Source organism: Maribacter sedimenticola (assembly GCF_900188415.1).
GTDB classification, from domain to species: Bacteria; Bacteroidota; Bacteroidia; order Flavobacteriales; family Flavobacteriaceae; genus Maribacter; species Maribacter sedimenticola.
On record NZ_FZNV01000011.1, the window covers coordinates 1 to 17,244 of the forward strand.

A 17,244-nucleotide genomic window follows, 5' to 3' on the forward strand; every position below is an offset into this window, starting at 1 on the left:
AAGAAAAAATAAAACTAAACAATAAGCTTTAGCTTCGTGCTCAGACGGAAACGAAAAGTTTCCTTACTACCGCACTACGCTTAGCTCAGGCGTTGTACACCATTTGAAAAAAAATAATATTCAGTAAAATCTATGGAGATTCAGAAATTTTTGAGAAATTTTTTAAAACCGAAAAGTGCGACTGGATTTGTAGACAAGTTCATAAAAGATAACTCAAAAAGAAGAGTTCATCTGGAATTGATATATAAAAACGATTTAATACTTCAAGTTGACCCACTAAAATTTGTGCCATCTTGGTTTGAACTTTTCAATGTAAATCAGACCAATTTCAAAAATGGTTTTGTAATATTCCTTGTTCTAGATAGAAAGGGAATTGAGAAAAATGAGAATTACATAAACTATCAAGAATCTGGCATTAAAATGATGGAATTGGACGAAATGCACGGAGAAACACCTATTAGGACTTTTGCCAAATTCGTAAAGTGGACAAATGACCCTGTTTTATTGGGTAAGGAAATGAGAGTAATTCTTGAGGGAGTATTTAAATCGTCAATAATGGAGGAGCAAGCGATTTTCAATTTGAGGTACATAAAAAAAGGATTTGAAAACTTCTGAACGGAATAAAAACGGTGTACAACACAACCTAAACGTAATGCGGACTTTAGGGCTTAATCGAAAGGTCTGTGTATATTCATGAAGTCGCTAAATCTTATGGATTTAGCTTTGGACAAGAAAAAATAAAACCAAACAATAAGCTTTAGCTTCGTGCGCAGACGGAAACGAAAAGTTTCCTTGCCTCCGCACTACGCTTAGCTAAAACGTTAGCACCAATTATGCGCAAACGATACAACATAGCTTAATAATGAGAATTTTTAATTTTTTAAAGAACAATAATCCACAAAGATTAAAAACAGCAGAACAACGGAAAATAGAAACTGAGAAGCTTCTAAAATCTTTGAATATTCCATTTATTAATCACTTACCTCAAATTGAAGAAGAAAATGAGGCAAAGATTCGGAAACCACAAGAAATTGCAGAAAGAGCTTTAATCTTAACTTATTTGAGTTATATATCTGAGGTTCCTGAGGAAAAGGAAAATGTAATTGATTTTCTAAAGTCACATACTTTATGGGATAAAGTATCTCCTGATGAAAAACAATTGTTTCAAAAAGAAAAATTGACAAATCAAGAAATGATTAATATTTCATGGCGTTCTGAGGCTATATGGATTTTATTATGGACAATTAACAAAGTTGAAAGAATAGAACTACCTATTGAGCAAGTGGAGATTGAAGAAATTATTTCAAAACTTCCTGACTTTTTAGAAGACCCGAAAGAATTTATTGATTCTTCAATTATTCGACCTACATCTGAGATTCTTGATTTCTCAGACTTAACATATAGACTGCACTGGGCAACCAGAAACTCTGATTTGGATGGAAAAGAAATGCCTACAAATCTAAATAGCAGTATTGCTTTTGAAAGGCATTATGCGATAAATTGGATTACATTTTATGCTGACGAATGGGACGAAATAACAACAGATACATAAATACAAGATATTTATTTTTAATTCTAATTTGTTTCTCTTACTATCAAGGGTTCTCTCAGTTGATAATGGGGAAAGTTTTGTCTTACTCTGTCAATCAATTAATACCCCAAATTGGAGCAACTATTTCTGTAGATTCAATTTCAAGAATTTCTGATTTAGATGGGTATTTCCGTTTTGATTCATTTAATTCGCGTCCTGATACAATTACAATTGAAGGGATTTTGTGTCCGAAATTTATAATTTATAACTTACCAACAACATTTGACACACTTAACCTAGGTGAAATAGAGATTGTTCAGTACGATATTATTTCCGTTGCTAAATTTGATTCAATTAGATTAAGTAAACAAATTGTAGGAGGAAATAAGATATCTAATAATGAACTAAAATCTATAGACTCATTATTAAGCCAAAAATATCAGGGAGTTATTATCGCGGTTGATGAAAAAACTGCATTTTATGTTATTAAAGACAAATTGTCAAAAAATGTGGTAAAACTTCCATTTAGAGATGATTCTGAAATAGCAATAGATTGGAACGATTCCAGCGACTTAATAAAGTTCAATTACGAAGAATTATATTTAAAAAAATAACTGGTGCTAACAATGTGTATAGTTAATAAGGGTTTCAGAGGTTTTCGAGCGGTATCACCCGTATCATTTTTAGGTGGTATCTTGATAGGTTTGAAGCTCGCAATCCCTTACTAACCATACACTAAACGTTGTGCATAATGCGAAAATCGTGCTGAAATTGAACATTTGAACTAAAAAAGCCAACCGCACAAACAGCACATTTGGTTTTTTGCCCGCACAAAAGCCAACGCTAAAAAAACCAAAAGAGCTGTTTCTTGCCAACGCTCAAAACAATAAAACCAATTGCAACAATGGAAGAAGAAAAATGGAAATACATTCTCTTAAATGGAAAAGCAAATCAACTTCAAGTAAAAAATCCTGTTTTTAAAAAAGGAGAACTTACATCCATTGATGACCTAAAACCATTTAGCAAAAAAAATGATGAGGGTAATCCTGTTAAACCAACATTAGCAGATGCTAATAAAGAGAAAAGAAATATATATATAGACTTTTTCAAAAAACCATTTAAAAATCTACTAGTTTTATCAGGTGCTGGCTCTTCAATGGACGTTGGCGGACTTTCAATGTGGCAACTTTGGGAAGAAACAGAAAAGAAATATAAAATTGATAAAACCGAGGAGAATCCAGAAATTGACGGTTTTAAGATTATACGAGATGCTGTAAAATTTAAGTCAGAAGAGAAAAACTTAGAAGCATTGCTTTCTCATATTGAAGGCTACAGTAAATTCATTGAAGATGTAGAAATAAAAATTGGAGAAACTATAAAACAGCTATCTGACATTAAAGATGAAATTTTCAAGTTAATAAAAGATAAATGTACTATTCCGGCACCTTCAGATAATTTTCCTCATAAAACTTTTCTGGAAAAATTATTACAACGCAAACAAACAAATCCAAGAATTAAAATTTTCACTCTCAACTATGACTTATTATTTGAATATGCAGCTACAGAAGTAAATGCGATTGTTGTTGATGGTTTTTCTTTTACATTCCCCAGAACATTTAGTGGCAGGTATTTCGATTATGATATTGTACAAAGAGAAGGAAGTAAATTAAAAGCAGAAGACAACTTTATTCAACGAGTTTTCCATCTTCATAAACTACACGGTTCTTTAAATTGGGAACGTGATAATTCTGACCAAAAAGTTAAAATAAATAACAATCCAGACAAACCATTAATGGTCTATCCAAGAGATGCTAAATACGAAGATTCTTATGGTCAACCATTTTTCGAAATGATGGCAAGATTTCAAAGAAATCTAAGAAAGAATAATGATACTTTATTAATCTGTATTGGTTATAGCTTTAATGACAAACATATAAATGCTGCAATTGAAGAGGCATTAAATCAAAATCCAGGATTTCGACTTGCTTCCATTGACCCAGGTTTTGAATCGGATAATATTTCATCATCCTTGAAGGAAATTAAAAAAGTAGCTCAAGAGTCTGAAAGAATTCTATTGACATCAGAATCTTTCACTGAATTTGCAAAGTATTATCCAGAAATAAAAACCTATGAAAACTTTAATCACCAATCCATAAATTTAAATAATGGATAACAAAAAGATTAATCCTTTCAGGCACGAATATTTTCTTGGTTACATTAACCAAGTGCTTCCTCAATATGTAAAAGTCCACTTTCCATCTTCTGTATTGTTAAATGGTTTCACTCATTATGGTCAAGAATTTAATGGTGGTTTAGTTGGCAGTTTTGTTGTTATTGAGGGAAGTAAATACGGATTTTTAGGAAGAATAACAGAGTTATTACTTCCTGAATCAGAAAGACTTTCATTAAGTGAAAAAGCATTTCAAACTAGTGAATTTCATCCATCAGGTAAAATAGAAATTCTCTTATCATTTGATTTGTATGACCCATTAACTGTAAAAAAAGGCTTAACCACTTATCCAAATATTGGAGCTAAAGTTTTTGTGAGTTCAGGAGATTTAGTTCAAGAATATATGTCCAGATTTGGTGTTAGGGCTGATGAAAATACTAATGCAATTAAATTAGGGTATTTAGTTTCTAGTCCAAATATTGATGTAAAAGTTAATTTACAATCTATTTTTGGAAGACATTGTGCAGTTGTGGGTACAACTGGAGGAGGAAAAAGTTTTACTGTAAGCAAGTTGATTGAATCTTTAATTAAGTTAGGTAACAAAGCGATATTGATAGATGCGACAGGAGAATACAATGGCAAATACGAAGGTTTAAAAAATATAAATATTGGAGATGGAAAAAGTGTTTTTCATTATTCTCAATTAACCATTGACGATTTGTTTTTTATGCTGAAACCTTCACCAAGAACACAAACACCTAAGCTAATGGAGGCAATTAGGTCATTAAAAATTTCAGCTTTGAATAAAGGAGAAAACCTAAAACACAAAAATGATGAAATTGTCATTGATGAAGGAATTATTAAGAAAATTAATTCGCCTAAAAAGCCTTACGAAGCATTTTATTATCGTAATATTTCTAAAATCGAAAACGGTACCGCAGATTTTGATTTTACAAAATTAGCCAGACAAATTTCGGCTGAATGTGTATTTGACAACGGAACAGCTTGGAGCGGAATTTCAAATAATGATGTATCTCACTGTGTAAGTTTAATTTCTAGAGTAACTAATTTAGGTAATACACCAGAATTAAATCAAGTATTCGGATTTCAAGAAGAAAAAAAAGAAAATGATATAACTGACTTGATTGACGACTTTATATCAGTTGACAATAAAGATGACAAGTTATTAAGATTAAATCTTAAAGATGTCAAATACGATTTTCAAGTAAGAGAAACATTGGTTAATGCGATTGGAAAATACTTATTGAATAAAGCTAGAAATAGAGATTTTGAAAAATCACCTGTTGTTGTTTTAATTGATGAAGCACACCAATTTTTAAACAAATCAATTAAAGATGAATATTTTGAATCTAAACCTCTAGACGCATTTGACTCAATAGCTAAAGAGTGTAGAAAATATGGACTGTTTTTGTGTATCGCTACCCAAATGCCAAGAGATATCCCTAAAGGTACTTTAAGTCAAATGGGAACTTTTATAGTTCATAGACTTATTAACTATAATGACAAAGAAGCAATAAGTAGTGCTTGTAGTACAGCTAATAAAAATACATTAGACTTCTTACCTATTCTCGGAGAAGGAGAAGCAGTTGTAACTGGTGTGGATTTCCCAATGCCCATTATTATGAAATTCGAAAAACCGATTGAAGAGCCGAATTCAGGAACACCGAAATTGAATATAAATAAATAACAAGTATGCCAGCGCTCTAAGCCATACACATTCGCAATTCGCTACAACCACCACACAAGCCAAAAATTGCAAAAGAGTATGTCTTGCCAACGCTCACATTTGAACTAAATAACAAACATCAGAAAACAAAGCAGAACGTGATAAGCACTATGCACAACAACGTGTATAAAACATAGCTATTATAGGCTTTCCGAGAGGTTTTTGCTTATTTATAAAGTCCGCCAAATTTTTATTTTTGTATATTTAAAATTTAAAAGATAAATAGAAAAAATAAAAATTTGGCTCGTGCTAAATCCGAAAAGTTAGCGTTTATTTATACGCTACGTTTCATACACAAAACCGTTGTGGTGCATACCTGAATGAAGAGCATTTTAATAATATTAGGAGTTTTAATTGGAATAATCGGACTGATTTTTCTTGCTCTATTTATTGCTTCGTATCGAAGACGACCGAAATTTAATAATAAGGGATTTACGGCTTTGGAAAAAAATCTTCTTTCCGAACTTTATGAACTTTTTGATTCCGAGATTCAAACTAAATTAAAAGCTCAAATTGAATATTTTGAACCAAAAAGAAAATGGAGACAGTATTGGGAAAAAAGTATGTCAATGGAACTATATGGAGACAACGAAAATCCACTTTCTGATAACTTGCGATATAAAAGAAAAGACGAAAGCAAGCTCGCAACAATTAGATTTAAAACCAATGACGAAAAATATCATATAGAATTTGACAATTATGACGGACGAATTTGGGGCTGGAAAATCAGACCAAACCCAAAGTCGATTATGAAAACATCAACAATAAGCATTACAAGCAAGAAAATAAATAATGACCCAAATAGTTTTGCTCAAAGCACTTTCAAAAAAGAAAAACTTAACTCAATTCCTAAATTTAATGGACTTCTTGGAGAGCTAAATAATATTCAATCTATAAATCAAGTTTTTGAACCAATTAGAGCTGAATTTTTAGAGAATTACATTAAGAGAATTGACTCAAAGTTACCAATAGAATATCTAGATATTATTAAACAATCCGAGGGAGTTGATTTCGGAGATTGTTGCATACTCGGAATATCCGAAATACGCTCAACAGGACTTGACGATGGAAATTACTTCCATTTAGCGGAATTTGATGATGGAATATTAGCTGTCAAAGAGGAAGAAAAAAACGGAACTGTTTACTATTGTCATCATTCTGGACTTTTAGATAATTTAGGAACTGACTTTGGGAAAATAATAACGGAAAGAATAAATGAATAAAAAGTACGACACCACAACACCGTGTATAATTAATTGCTTTGGCAAGTGCTTATTTGGAAAATTCCTTCGGAATTTTCTCGGGTTCGTATTTGTTTACTAAATTAGTTGCTTAACCACGCAACTAACCATACACAAACACGTTGTATGCAATTTAAAAATCAAACCCTTAGTTGAAAATTATTAACTACATGAAGTCTGAATATAAAGGTTGGTTAATTGCTATATTAATACTTCCATTTATTATCGGATTTGAAAAATCATTTTCTGAATTAGAAGTAATATCTGATTTGAATAATTGGACTATTATTTTAAGATTATTATGTCTGGTATTTATCGCAAGTTTTTTTGTTTTCGCAATGTTTAGTGGTGAATTTGGATTTCATGAAAGTCTTGGGAGTAGAGAATATGAGAATGAAGATTTGAACCGGTTCAAAAAGAATTTAAAAAAGTCATTGTCGGCTTACTCGATTGCTTTACTGATTTGGATAATTGCTATTTCACTAGTAATATTTGAATACGGAAAACGAGAAAATATCTGGCAATTAAGTTATTTATTAGTTTTACCAATTGTTTTTATAGGGCTAATGGTTTATATATATTATGGAATAAAAACTGCATACAACAAAACCTAAAAGTAATGCGGGCTTCGGGCTTAATCCAAAGGTTTGTGTATTTTTATGATGTCGCAAAATCTTTGGGATTTTGCTTTGGACATGAAAAATTAAATCAAAACAAAAAGATTTTGCTAAGGGCTATGGCGCCAACGGAATTGTTTCCCTAAAACCGCACTACTCTTAGCTCAGGCGTTAGCAAATATTTAAATGAACCGTTTAGACCAACTAACCGAATTAAATCTAAGGCTTATTTGTAAGAGTAATTCAAAGTCTATGTACGACGTGCGATTTTTAGACGTGGATGGAAAAACAGAATTATGGAGTTTAGGTAATAACCAGCATAAACAGCTAGCTGATTACCTTGAACAAAATGGTCTTATAACGCGAAATGGAGAAAACTGCCATCTTACAATTAAATCCGAAAAAATTTGCGAGAAAGGCTGGATTGAATATTTAAAAACGGAAAATGGAGATAACTTTGTCTTGGAAATGAAAGAAGAAACTATCTCGGTATTAAAAAAACTTATGGACGGACAATCGTATACTATAACTAAAGACCGACCAGAAGAAATTAGAGAGTTAATCCCTAAACTTAACAATCTAGGTATAATTAACAAAGTAGAAAGATTTAAATATGCTGCTGATTTCGGTAAGCGTAAACATCTATCAAAATTAATAGAGATTGGCTCTTGGGATGAATTTCTTAATTGGCTTGATGGACAAAATACAGATAGTGTAATTACCAATAATTTTCCTAATTCTACAATAGGTACTATAATTCAAGATTCTGATTTAACGAGTAGTAAATTTGAAACAACTGCAAATATGGTTTCGGAAAAGCAACTTGCAAAAAAGTCTCTAGCGATACGATTTTGGGAATTAATTTCAAACAATAAATTAATAGTGTTGCTAATTGGAGTTGGGATTGAGGAAGCGGCTTGGGGAAATATATGGAAATGGATTACTGAAATAATATCTGGACTTTAAATCAACACTCTGGAAAAAACATTTGCTAACACAATCTATAAACAATACGGGCTTAGGTTTTAAAAGCCAAAGTCTATGTATATTTAAAATGTCGCGAAATCTTTGGGATTTTGCTTTAAACAAGGAAAAGAAAAAACAAAACAAAAAGATTTCGCCATGTGCGTGGCGGAAAGCAAACGCTAGTTTGCTCCCGTACTGTTCATAGCTAAAACGTTGTGTGTAATTTGACCAAACAGACAGAAATTTAATGAACGAAATAACTTTACCATATCATTTAATAATTCCATCAATAATTTCAATTTTGATTTTAGGAATAATATTCTTGAAAAGAAAGCGAATATTTGGAAACGGAAAACTGAAATGGTTTTGGATAAGTTTGACAGTATTCTTTCTATTTTACTTATTTATTGTTGGAGGAGCAACTTATGATGACATTTATGCTCAATGGAATTCGAATAAGTTTGACTTAAATCAAGACGGATTTTTTAGCGGAAATGAAATCACGCCTGAACAGCAAGAAGCAATGAGAAATCTGATAAGTGATACTGGAAGAAATTTTTCATTTATAACTGGATTATTTTTTTCTGGAATTATTGCGTTCTTTGTTTTCGGAATCGGAAAAATAACTGAATTAATAAAAAAGAAAAAAACTACACACAACACCGTATAAAAATAATTGCGGTTTAGTGCTTAATCAAAGGTCGTTGCGTGTTTGTAACGTCTGATTTTCCTTCGGAAAATCCTCGCATACAAACCCGCAACTATTCTTATACATAAACGTTGTACAGCATTTAAGAAATGACAGTAACAGACAAAAAATTACAAGCTGATTACAAAAATCGAATTAACCGAGTTTTTGAGTTTATTGACCAAAATTTGGAATCGGACTTATCATTAAATGCAGTTTCGGAAATTGCTTTTTTCTCACCATTTCATTTTCATCGAGTTTTCAAGTTCGTTACAGAAGAAACTCTAAATGAATACGTAAAACGAAGAAGAATAGAAAAATCAGCATCTGATTTATTACATAAAAACATAACAGCAACTGAAATAGCACATAAATATGGATTTAGTGATAATTCTTCCTATTCCAGAGCATTTAAAAAGTATTTTGGAGTAAGCCCGACTGAATTTAAAAACCAAAATCCAAATAAATTTAGCAAGATTCGTCAACTTAAAAGCAAGAACGGACAAGAATATCCTGACTATGAAAAATACATTTGCGTCATTAATAATCTTAAAAATTGGATAAAAATGAACGCAAAAATTGAAATTAAAGAAATGCCAAAAATGGAGTTGGCGTATGTATCAAGTATTGGTCCTCATAACCTTGAAAATGCGTATGGAAAATTAATGCAATGGGCAACACCAAAAGGATTAATAAACGACCAAACAAAAATGATAACGGTTTATCACGACAGTTTTAAAGTTACTGAAGCTAACAAAGTGCGAATGAGTGCTTCGATTTTACTTAACAAGGCGGTGGAAACAAATGGAGAAATTGGACTGACAATAATAGAAGCTGGAAAATTTATTGTTGGAAGTTTTGAAATTGGATTAAACGAATTTGAAAAGTCGTGGACTGGATTATTCGTTTGGATGAACGAAAATGGATATAAGAAAGCCGATAGAGAACCTTTCGAAATTTATTATAATAATTTTAATGAACATCCTGAAAGGAAAGCTATTGTTGACTTTTGCATACCAATAGAATAAAAAAACGCTGTACAACACAGTATATAAGCCATTGCTTGGTCAGTACTACTTTGGAAAATCCTGCGGATTTCCCGAAGTAGTTTTTTACTTGGAAAGGTTCGTGCTAAACCACGCAACGGCCCATATACATAAACGTTGGCAACAAGCTGAAAACCGAAAATAATTGAGAAAAACGATTTACATAATTGCAATAATTTTATTAATAATCGGAATTCCATTATTTGAATTTATGGCTTTCAATTCTATGGTTAGTTTGAAATACGAAACACGTGAATTGACTGACTGTATTTCTCTTGTTTCTGGAATTGACTTGTGTAAAGCAATCAAAACATTTCACATTTTAGCTATTCTTTGTGGACTGACATTTATCGGACTTTTAATTTATAGTAAACGGATTTTAAAAAATTGAAAATATTAAGCAAAATATTGACTTTAATCACCATAATTTTATTCTCAAGTTGCGGAGTAAAAGAAATGGAATTCGACAAGTCTAAATGGAATGAAAGATTTGACGGATTTTATGAATATCGAGAAAATATGGTCCAAGACTTAATGGAAAATCATCTCGAAAAAGGAATGGAATTAAAAAAAGTCATTGAATTATTAGGAGAACCTGGTAATTATCAAATTAAAAAAGAAAACGAAATTACTTACGAAATAATGGTTGATTATGGTTGGAACATAGATCCAATGGAAGGAAAAGAATTATACGTAGAATTTGACAAAGACTCAATTGTAATTGATTTTAGATTAGAACATTGGGAACATTAAAAAATAAAAGCCAGTTGCCAACACCGTATATAATTTATTGCTAGTTCTAGCATACTTACGAAAATCCTCGCGGATTTTCTATTCGGTTTTTATTTGCTAAATTAGGTGCTTAAAACACGCAACAAACCATATACAACAACGTTACCTGCCATTTAAAAACAAATTTATGAAATTGATGAACATTTTAATTTTTTTACTTTTCGTAACTTTTGCAAACTGCCAATCAAAAATTAAACCAGCCGAAAAAAATTATGGATTGATTGTGGACGACGATGGAATTTTAGTGGAGAAATTTGATTCAACAATCGTCGATGAAAACAAATACAACCACAACAATACTATCTACAAAATAGGCAATAGTTTTAAATACAATTTCGAACACGTAACGCCAACGGGAGAAATCAAGTTTTTCAAGGTCATCAATGACAACAGCGGTTGGGAGTTCGTGGAATTCGAAAATACAGATTCAACGACAATTAAATATGTAGTCATTGAAGTAGCTAATGGAAATCCAATGGCAGACCATATTCCTGATTACAACCAAACCGCTTTAGTTTACAAAAGCGGTAACAACAAAGGTTATTCTATGTCAGGAGCTATTGAAAATGAGGCTAATGTTTGGATTCATCCACCTCGTGATAAATATTTTGAAATTTTAGAGCTAAATCCATTTCCATATATAAAAGCTCCATATAAGATAGGGACCAAATGGACTTGGAATTTGGGGATTGGAGACCATTGGGCAGACGGACGTTGGAAAATGTGGGAAGGTCAAATTGAAAATGAGTATAAATATGAAATCACGGACAAAAGAACTTTAAAAACGGACTTGGGCGAAATTGAATGCTTGGTAATCGAATCCAAAGCCAAAAGCCGAATTGGAGAAACGGTATTAGTCGCATATTTTAATCCTGAGTACGGATTTGTGAAATTGGACTATACCAATATTGATGGAAGTAAAACAAATTTGAAATTGACCGAACTTGTGGAAAAGAAAAACGGCAGGTAACACAACCTATAAACAATACGGGCTTCAGGCTTAATCGAATGGTTTGTGTATTTTTATGAAGTCCGCAAAATCTTTGGGATTTTGCTTTAAACAAGGAATAGAAAAAACAAAACCAAAAGATTTCGCTATGTGCGTGGCGGAAAGTAAACGCTAGTTTGCTCCCGTACTGTTCATAGCTAAATCGTTACCACCTATTTGGAGATGCAGCAAAATCTAATCTTTAATTTGAAGAAAATGGATTTTTATGCCGAAAGAGCTCGAAAACGGATTCGAAAAATAAACGAAATTGGAAAAATATTGCGGACGGACTTTAAAGTACAACACAATCTGAACGCAGATGGACTTTTGAGCTAGTTTACCCATGGACTTCCAACTCGAACGGATTAAAAAAAATGAATTAAAAATGAATATAAAACTAATTTCACTTTTCTTTATAATCACATCTACGAAGGCAACCTTTAGCCAAGTCAATTCCGCGAAAGAGGCGGAAGAAGTCTTGTCTTGGATAATTGAAAATCCTCAGATTGAAACAGATAGCATTTTTTCAGAACAATCGGTCAGTGTATTCAAATGGCAGGCTTTAAATCATTCCGAAGTTCAAATGAGAGTTACAGGAATAAGTGAATTCATGGATTCTGGTGCTAACTATAAGTTTTTCAAGGAAATTACAATGATTTATATGTTAAGTGAATTCATGAATCAAATAAATGGCGAATCCAGAGAAATAGAATCGGCTCTTATTGCTCTTAATAATGTCCTGAATTATTATAAAAAAGTAGTCCAAATTGACACCAAATATAAAAATCCAGTATTAGAAGAATATGTTGGCCTTTCGGAAAAGCATTTAAGAAAAAAGATAAAAAAATTGAAAAAATAAAGCTAAACGCAATGGACACGGCCTACTTGGGCGAAAAAAACAGTTGGTAACAAAACCTAAACGCAATGCGGACTTTAGGCCTAAAACCAATGGTCTGTGTATATTTATAATGTCGCTAAATCTTATGGATTTAGCTTTGGACAAGAAAAAATAAAACAAAACAATAAGCTTTAGCTTCGTGCGCAGACGGAAACGAAAAGTTTCCTTGCTTCCGCACTACGCTTAGCCCAACCGTTAGCAGCAATTTAAAATTTCGTGAATGCAAAAAACACTTTATATAATTATAGTACTTTTTTTCGCTTCATGTCTAGATGCAAATCAGAAATCCGAAAAAGAAATTTTGAGCAAGTTTATGGATGGAAGAAAAGCTCTTGGGCTTAGTTTAACAGACCATTTCCCATCTGAGCTAAGAGACATTAAAAAATTGAGTATTGGATTTCCTGCGGGAGCTTACGGGACTGGAATGGCTAGTATGATATATGCTCACCAAGTTGATTCATCTGAATTCAGCAAAACCTATCAAAAACTTAACCTGAACAAGATTCGTTCTTATCAACCAACTGATAGTTTATTGATAATTATTGGAGACACCTTAGATTATTCGAAAAAAGAAGATGGAATTCCTATTCCTAATTTTCAATCTTACGAAGGCAATTTTGGACCCAACAGCAAGTACTTGTCGGAAAATAACGAAATATATGTTCTTGAATCTAAACCAGGGAAATTTATGGAAGAAGAATATCTTACTTCAAATAACAATCTTCCTGCTAAATGGAAAAATGGATTTTCAAGAGGTATCGCTATAAATGAAAAGCAGAGAGAGCTTGTTTACTGGACATGCGTGTGGTAAAAAACTGCTGCTAACAAAGCCTAAACGTAATGCGGACTTTAGGGCAAAACCGAAAGGTCTGTGTATATTTATGAAGTCGCTAAATCTTATGGATTTAGCTTTGGACAAAAAAATAAAACTAAACAATAAGCTTTAGCTTCGTGCGCAGACGGAAACTCAACGTTTCCTTGCCTCCGCACTACGCTTAGCCCAACCGTTGCCACACATTTAAGAAAATCACGCTAAAATTGAAAAAAGAATACATTTTTAAATCTGAAAGACTAGGATTTCGCAATTGGATAGAAAGCGATTTGAAAGAGTTAGAGATAATGAATTCGGATGTTGAAGTAATGGAGCATTTCCCAAAAATCTTGACAAAAAAGGAAAATGAGGAATTATTCGAGAAACTAAAACTACATTACAAAAAACACAACCACACTTATTACGCAACTGAAATACTGGCTAATAATGAATTTATTGGTTTTATCGGTTTAGCTTATCAGGAATATCAAACTGAATTTACTCCAGCTGTGGATATTGGATGGAGACTGAAAAAAAGTGCTTGGGGAAAAGGATTTGCTACCGAAGGAGCGAAAAAATGTCTTGAATTTGCATTTAACAAACTGAATTTAAATAACGTAATCTCAACTTGTACGGAGAAGAATACGAAATCTGAAAACGTTATGAAAAAAATCGGAATGGAAAAAATGGGAAAATTTAATCATCCTGAACTAAAAGAATATCCAGAATACGAAAAAAACATTTGTTACGGAATAAATAAAAACGTGTGGCAACAACGTGTATAATTAATGGCTGGTTCTCGCCTACTTACGAAAATCCTTGCGGATTTTCTATTTGGTTTTTATTTGCTAAATTAGGTGCTTAAACACGCCGCTAATCATACACAAAACCGTTGTATGCAATTAAAACTCAAACACAGAATACAGAATACAGAATATAGAATATAGGAAATTATTAAAGCATTAATAAGAGCAATTGGTTGAGAAGTCGAACACACATATTGGAAGAGGAAAGTTTTTTCGAACTAAGAAAAATTCTTCCATCTGAATGGGTTATTAGGGAAAAACCTAAAGACTACGGGGTGGATGCAGAAGTCGAAATTTTTGACTCCGATGGAACATATACTGGAATCGTTTTTTGGATTCAGTTAAAGGCAACAGATAGTTCAAAAATTAGTGACCACAAATCACTAAGAATGCCAATTGCTAAAATAAAACAATTGGTCTCATATGATTTATCGGTAGCAATTTTTAGATATAATTCAAAAGGTAAAGAATTCTTTTTTGACTGGATTTTTCGTCATAACATTATTTCTATAGATTCTGATAAAAAAAGTTTTAATCTTAAATTCCAAGACCACCATTTATGGTCTGAAGATTCTCCAAATCATATAAAGTCATTTCTTTTAAAAAAGAATAAATATAGTGATGGTTCCTTTTTCTTCCCAATAAAGGGTTTTGTTAATAATATAAATGTCCCCAAGAGAATTGCAAGAAAATTATCCTCTAAGATTACAAAAAAAATATCGCTAATAAATATAGTTAGAGATAAATATTTGGCTGATGTTGAAATAAATTTACTGGAAAATAAAATAGTATTAATTCTTTATGGTTCTTTTGGCAGTTCAATTAAATTTGAGAAAAAGTCAATAGATAACGAAGAAGTAATTTTTAGAAACTTTGAGATTGGTCTTTTACTTATGTTACATCATGCACGAAAATACGATGATATGATTAAGTTCGTAAATGATAATGAATTGTTCGATGAATTAGTTACTCAAAATGGGATGTTGGAATATTTATTGCCCAGACTAATCGTAAGTGAAAATGATTATAATTTTACTGAGGCGATTATTCATCATGTTTTTAAAACAAAAGACGTAAGAAGGGCTTATATGCTTCAAACTATTACTGCTCTATCTAGCGATGGCTTAATTTCACAGGATAGAGTGGCATCTTATTTTAATCAAATTATTGAACATAGCTTAGATCCTCAAGACGATACTTTTTTATCAGGAGCTTTCTATGCTTTAGCAGCATATTACAAAAGAAATAAAGTTCTTAACCGTGCATTAGAGTATTACAATAAAGCTATAAAGACAACGCCTAGTTTATTAAATATAGGTTTTTTTTGCTGTGATTTAGCAGATGTATTATTTGGATTAGGCCGCTTTAAACTAAGTACAAGATTTTATAAAAAAGCTATTGAATTAGAGCCTAAAAACATTCTTCTATTAGCTAGTCTTGGAGATTCAGAATTCTATTCAGGTAATTTTGAAAATGCAAATCATTATTATGATGATTTTCTTTCCTTGAACGTGGAAAGTTTCCAAAAACAAATGGAGGTAACGTTAAAATTTGCTGCATGTGATGCATTAATTAATTTTTACGGGATAAATAGCCAAAAAAGAGATAACAAGAAATCGAATCAAATTTTAGAATCACTTAGCGAAAAAGAGCTCCAAAAACCTAGTAATCTTGATATGCTAATTAATATTGATGCTCTAAATCCTGATGTTTGGGTTTATTACTCAGCTCTATATTTACAAAAAAAAAATATAAAAATGGTTTTTGTTTCTAGTTTAATCGATGCTTTGCTAACAAAAATAAATGCTAGGTCTTGGGCAAATTTGATAATCTGGACAAACTATAAAGAAGTGCCTACTGAATTAATTAATGCGCTTGTCAACACAGGATATTTCTACTGTAAAGAAGATTTTATTTCAGAGTTGCAAGAATTAATAGACTTAATAGGGCATTCTCTAGGAGATAAGTTTTTGAATGTTGTAGAAAGTTTGATATTCATACAGGAAAAAGACCCATCGGGCTTATTCTATGATAATGATGATGATGATGATGATGATGATGATGATATAATTTAAATTTAAAAACTGCATACAACACCGTGTATAATTAATTGCTTGGTCTGTGTGTACTCGGAAAATCCTACGGATTTTCCTCTGGTTCGTTTTCTTTTACTAATTTAGACCTAGCCAACGCAACTAACCATACACGAACACGTTAGCAATAATTATGAAAAACCTAATTTTTATTATCTCGATTTTACTATTCATCGCTTGTAAAGAGGAAAAAAAAGTAAAACTTGCTGAAGGAGTTGTTGATTGCAATGACCTATTTCAAAACAATGAAGGAACTTGGTTTTTGAACAATCAACCATACACAGGGACTTGTGAAAGTTATGAAAATGGTGTAATTCAGTCCTATTCAGAATTTAAAGATGGACTTGTAAATGGAAAAATGAAATATTTCTTTCCAAATGGTCAAGTTGAAGAAGAGGTTGAATGGACAAATGGACTTGCCAATGGAAAGGTAAAATACTATCATGAAAATGGTCAAGTAGCTGAACTGGGACAAGTCGAAAATGAATCTAAAGAAGGAATTTGGAAAGTCTATTATCCGAATGGACAACTCAAAAACCTAGAAAACTGGAAAAACGGACAACTTCAAGATTCTGTATATAGCTATTTTGAAAATGGGAACATGCATTCAAAAGGTATATTTGTGAACGGAAAAGAAGATGGAAGATGGGTTATGTTCGATAGTATAAGTGGAGATGTTGACGGGTATCTTTATTACGAAAATGGAGAAGCAATTCGAGCGGAAAAAAAATAACTATTGCTAACAATACCTATAGCAAATAGGGCATAAGGTCTATATTTAAAGGCTTGGGTATGTTTGCCATGTCCGCCAAATCTTTTGGATTTGGCAATTTAAAAAATGAAAGTAATT

General features: G+C 31.9%; 17 protein-coding genes. All 17 read left to right on the forward strand.

Features of this window, described 5'->3' with window-relative positions:
* The first annotated feature begins 132 nt into the window (after positions 1-132).
* The 17 genes from CHB68_RS17610 (at position 133) to CHB68_RS17695 (ending at position 17,127) form a co-directional block, all read left to right on the forward strand.
* Positions 133-615, forward strand: a complete 483-nt coding sequence (locus CHB68_RS17610; RefSeq protein WP_089263112.1) for a hypothetical protein — start codon at positions 133-135, stop codon at positions 613-615.
* A 247-nt stretch (positions 616-862) separates the two neighbouring features.
* Positions 863-1,552, forward strand: a complete 690-nt coding sequence (locus tag CHB68_RS17615) for a DUF4272 domain-containing protein (RefSeq protein ID WP_089263114.1) — start codon at positions 863-865, stop codon at positions 1,550-1,552.
* Between the two features lie 65 nt (positions 1,553-1,617).
* Entirely contained in the window at positions 1,618-2,145 is a 528-nt protein-coding gene (locus CHB68_RS17620; RefSeq protein ID WP_089263116.1) for a hypothetical protein, read from the forward strand.
* Between the two features lie 290 nt (positions 2,146-2,435).
* The gene (locus tag CHB68_RS17625; RefSeq protein WP_089263118.1) at positions 2,436-3,704 is read left to right on the forward strand and encodes an SIR2 family protein; all 1,269 of its coding nucleotides are present in this window, start codon (positions 2,436-2,438) and stop codon (positions 3,702-3,704) included.
* Entirely contained in the window at positions 3,697-5,409 is a 1,713-nt protein-coding gene (locus tag CHB68_RS17630) for an ATP-binding protein (protein WP_089263120.1), read from the forward strand. Before CHB68_RS17625 ends, CHB68_RS17630 begins: the two co-directional genes overlap by 8 nt.
* 359 nt (positions 5,410-5,768) lie before the next feature.
* Entirely contained in the window at positions 5,769-6,671 is a 903-nt protein-coding gene (locus tag CHB68_RS17635) for a hypothetical protein (RefSeq protein ID WP_089263122.1), read from the forward strand.
* 188 nt (positions 6,672-6,859) lie between these two features.
* Entirely contained in the window at positions 6,860-7,303 is a 444-nt protein-coding gene (locus CHB68_RS17640) for a hypothetical protein (protein WP_089263124.1), read from the forward strand.
* A gap of 189 nt (positions 7,304-7,492) precedes the next feature.
* The gene (locus CHB68_RS17645; RefSeq protein WP_143815231.1) at positions 7,493-8,272 is read left to right on the forward strand and encodes a hypothetical protein; all 780 of its coding nucleotides are present in this window, start codon (positions 7,493-7,495) and stop codon (positions 8,270-8,272) included.
* A gap of 247 nt (positions 8,273-8,519) precedes the next feature.
* On the forward strand, positions 8,520-8,942 hold the full coding sequence (locus tag CHB68_RS17650; protein WP_089263128.1) for a hypothetical protein: 423 nt from the start codon (positions 8,520-8,522) through the stop codon (positions 8,940-8,942).
* Positions 8,943-9,070: 128 nt separating this feature from the next.
* Positions 9,071-9,988 carry an AraC family transcriptional regulator gene (locus tag CHB68_RS17655; RefSeq protein ID WP_089263130.1) on the forward strand — a complete coding sequence of 306 codons (918 nt, stop codon included), beginning with the start codon at positions 9,071-9,073 and terminating at the stop codon, positions 9,986-9,988.
* 405 nt (positions 9,989-10,393) lie between these two features.
* Positions 10,394-10,759 carry a hypothetical protein gene (locus CHB68_RS17665; RefSeq protein WP_089263134.1) on the forward strand — a complete coding sequence of 122 codons (366 nt, stop codon included), beginning with the start codon at positions 10,394-10,396 and terminating at the stop codon, positions 10,757-10,759.
* A 175-nt stretch (positions 10,760-10,934) separates the two neighbouring features.
* Positions 10,935-11,768, forward strand: a complete 834-nt coding sequence (locus tag CHB68_RS17670) for a hypothetical protein (protein WP_245838981.1) — start codon at positions 10,935-10,937, stop codon at positions 11,766-11,768.
* A gap of 403 nt (positions 11,769-12,171) precedes the next feature.
* The gene (locus CHB68_RS17675) at positions 12,172-12,645 is read left to right on the forward strand and encodes a hypothetical protein (protein WP_143815232.1); all 474 of its coding nucleotides are present in this window, start codon (positions 12,172-12,174) and stop codon (positions 12,643-12,645) included.
* Positions 12,646-12,904: 259 nt separating this feature from the next.
* Positions 12,905-13,495, forward strand: coding sequence for a hypothetical protein (locus CHB68_RS17680; RefSeq protein WP_089263140.1), 591 nt, complete (start codon positions 12,905-12,907; stop codon positions 13,493-13,495).
* A 227-nt stretch (positions 13,496-13,722) separates the two neighbouring features.
* Positions 13,723-14,280, forward strand: a complete 558-nt coding sequence (locus tag CHB68_RS17685) for a GNAT family N-acetyltransferase (protein WP_089263142.1) — start codon at positions 13,723-13,725, stop codon at positions 14,278-14,280.
* A 215-nt stretch (positions 14,281-14,495) separates the two neighbouring features.
* Positions 14,496-16,376, forward strand: coding sequence for a DUF4365 domain-containing protein (locus CHB68_RS18680; protein ID WP_143815233.1), 1,881 nt, complete (start codon positions 14,496-14,498; stop codon positions 16,374-16,376).
* Between the two features lie 151 nt (positions 16,377-16,527).
* On the forward strand, positions 16,528-17,127 hold the full coding sequence (locus CHB68_RS17695; protein ID WP_089263146.1) for a toxin-antitoxin system YwqK family antitoxin: 600 nt from the start codon (positions 16,528-16,530) through the stop codon (positions 17,125-17,127).
* Positions 17,128-17,244: the final 117 nt, after the last annotated feature.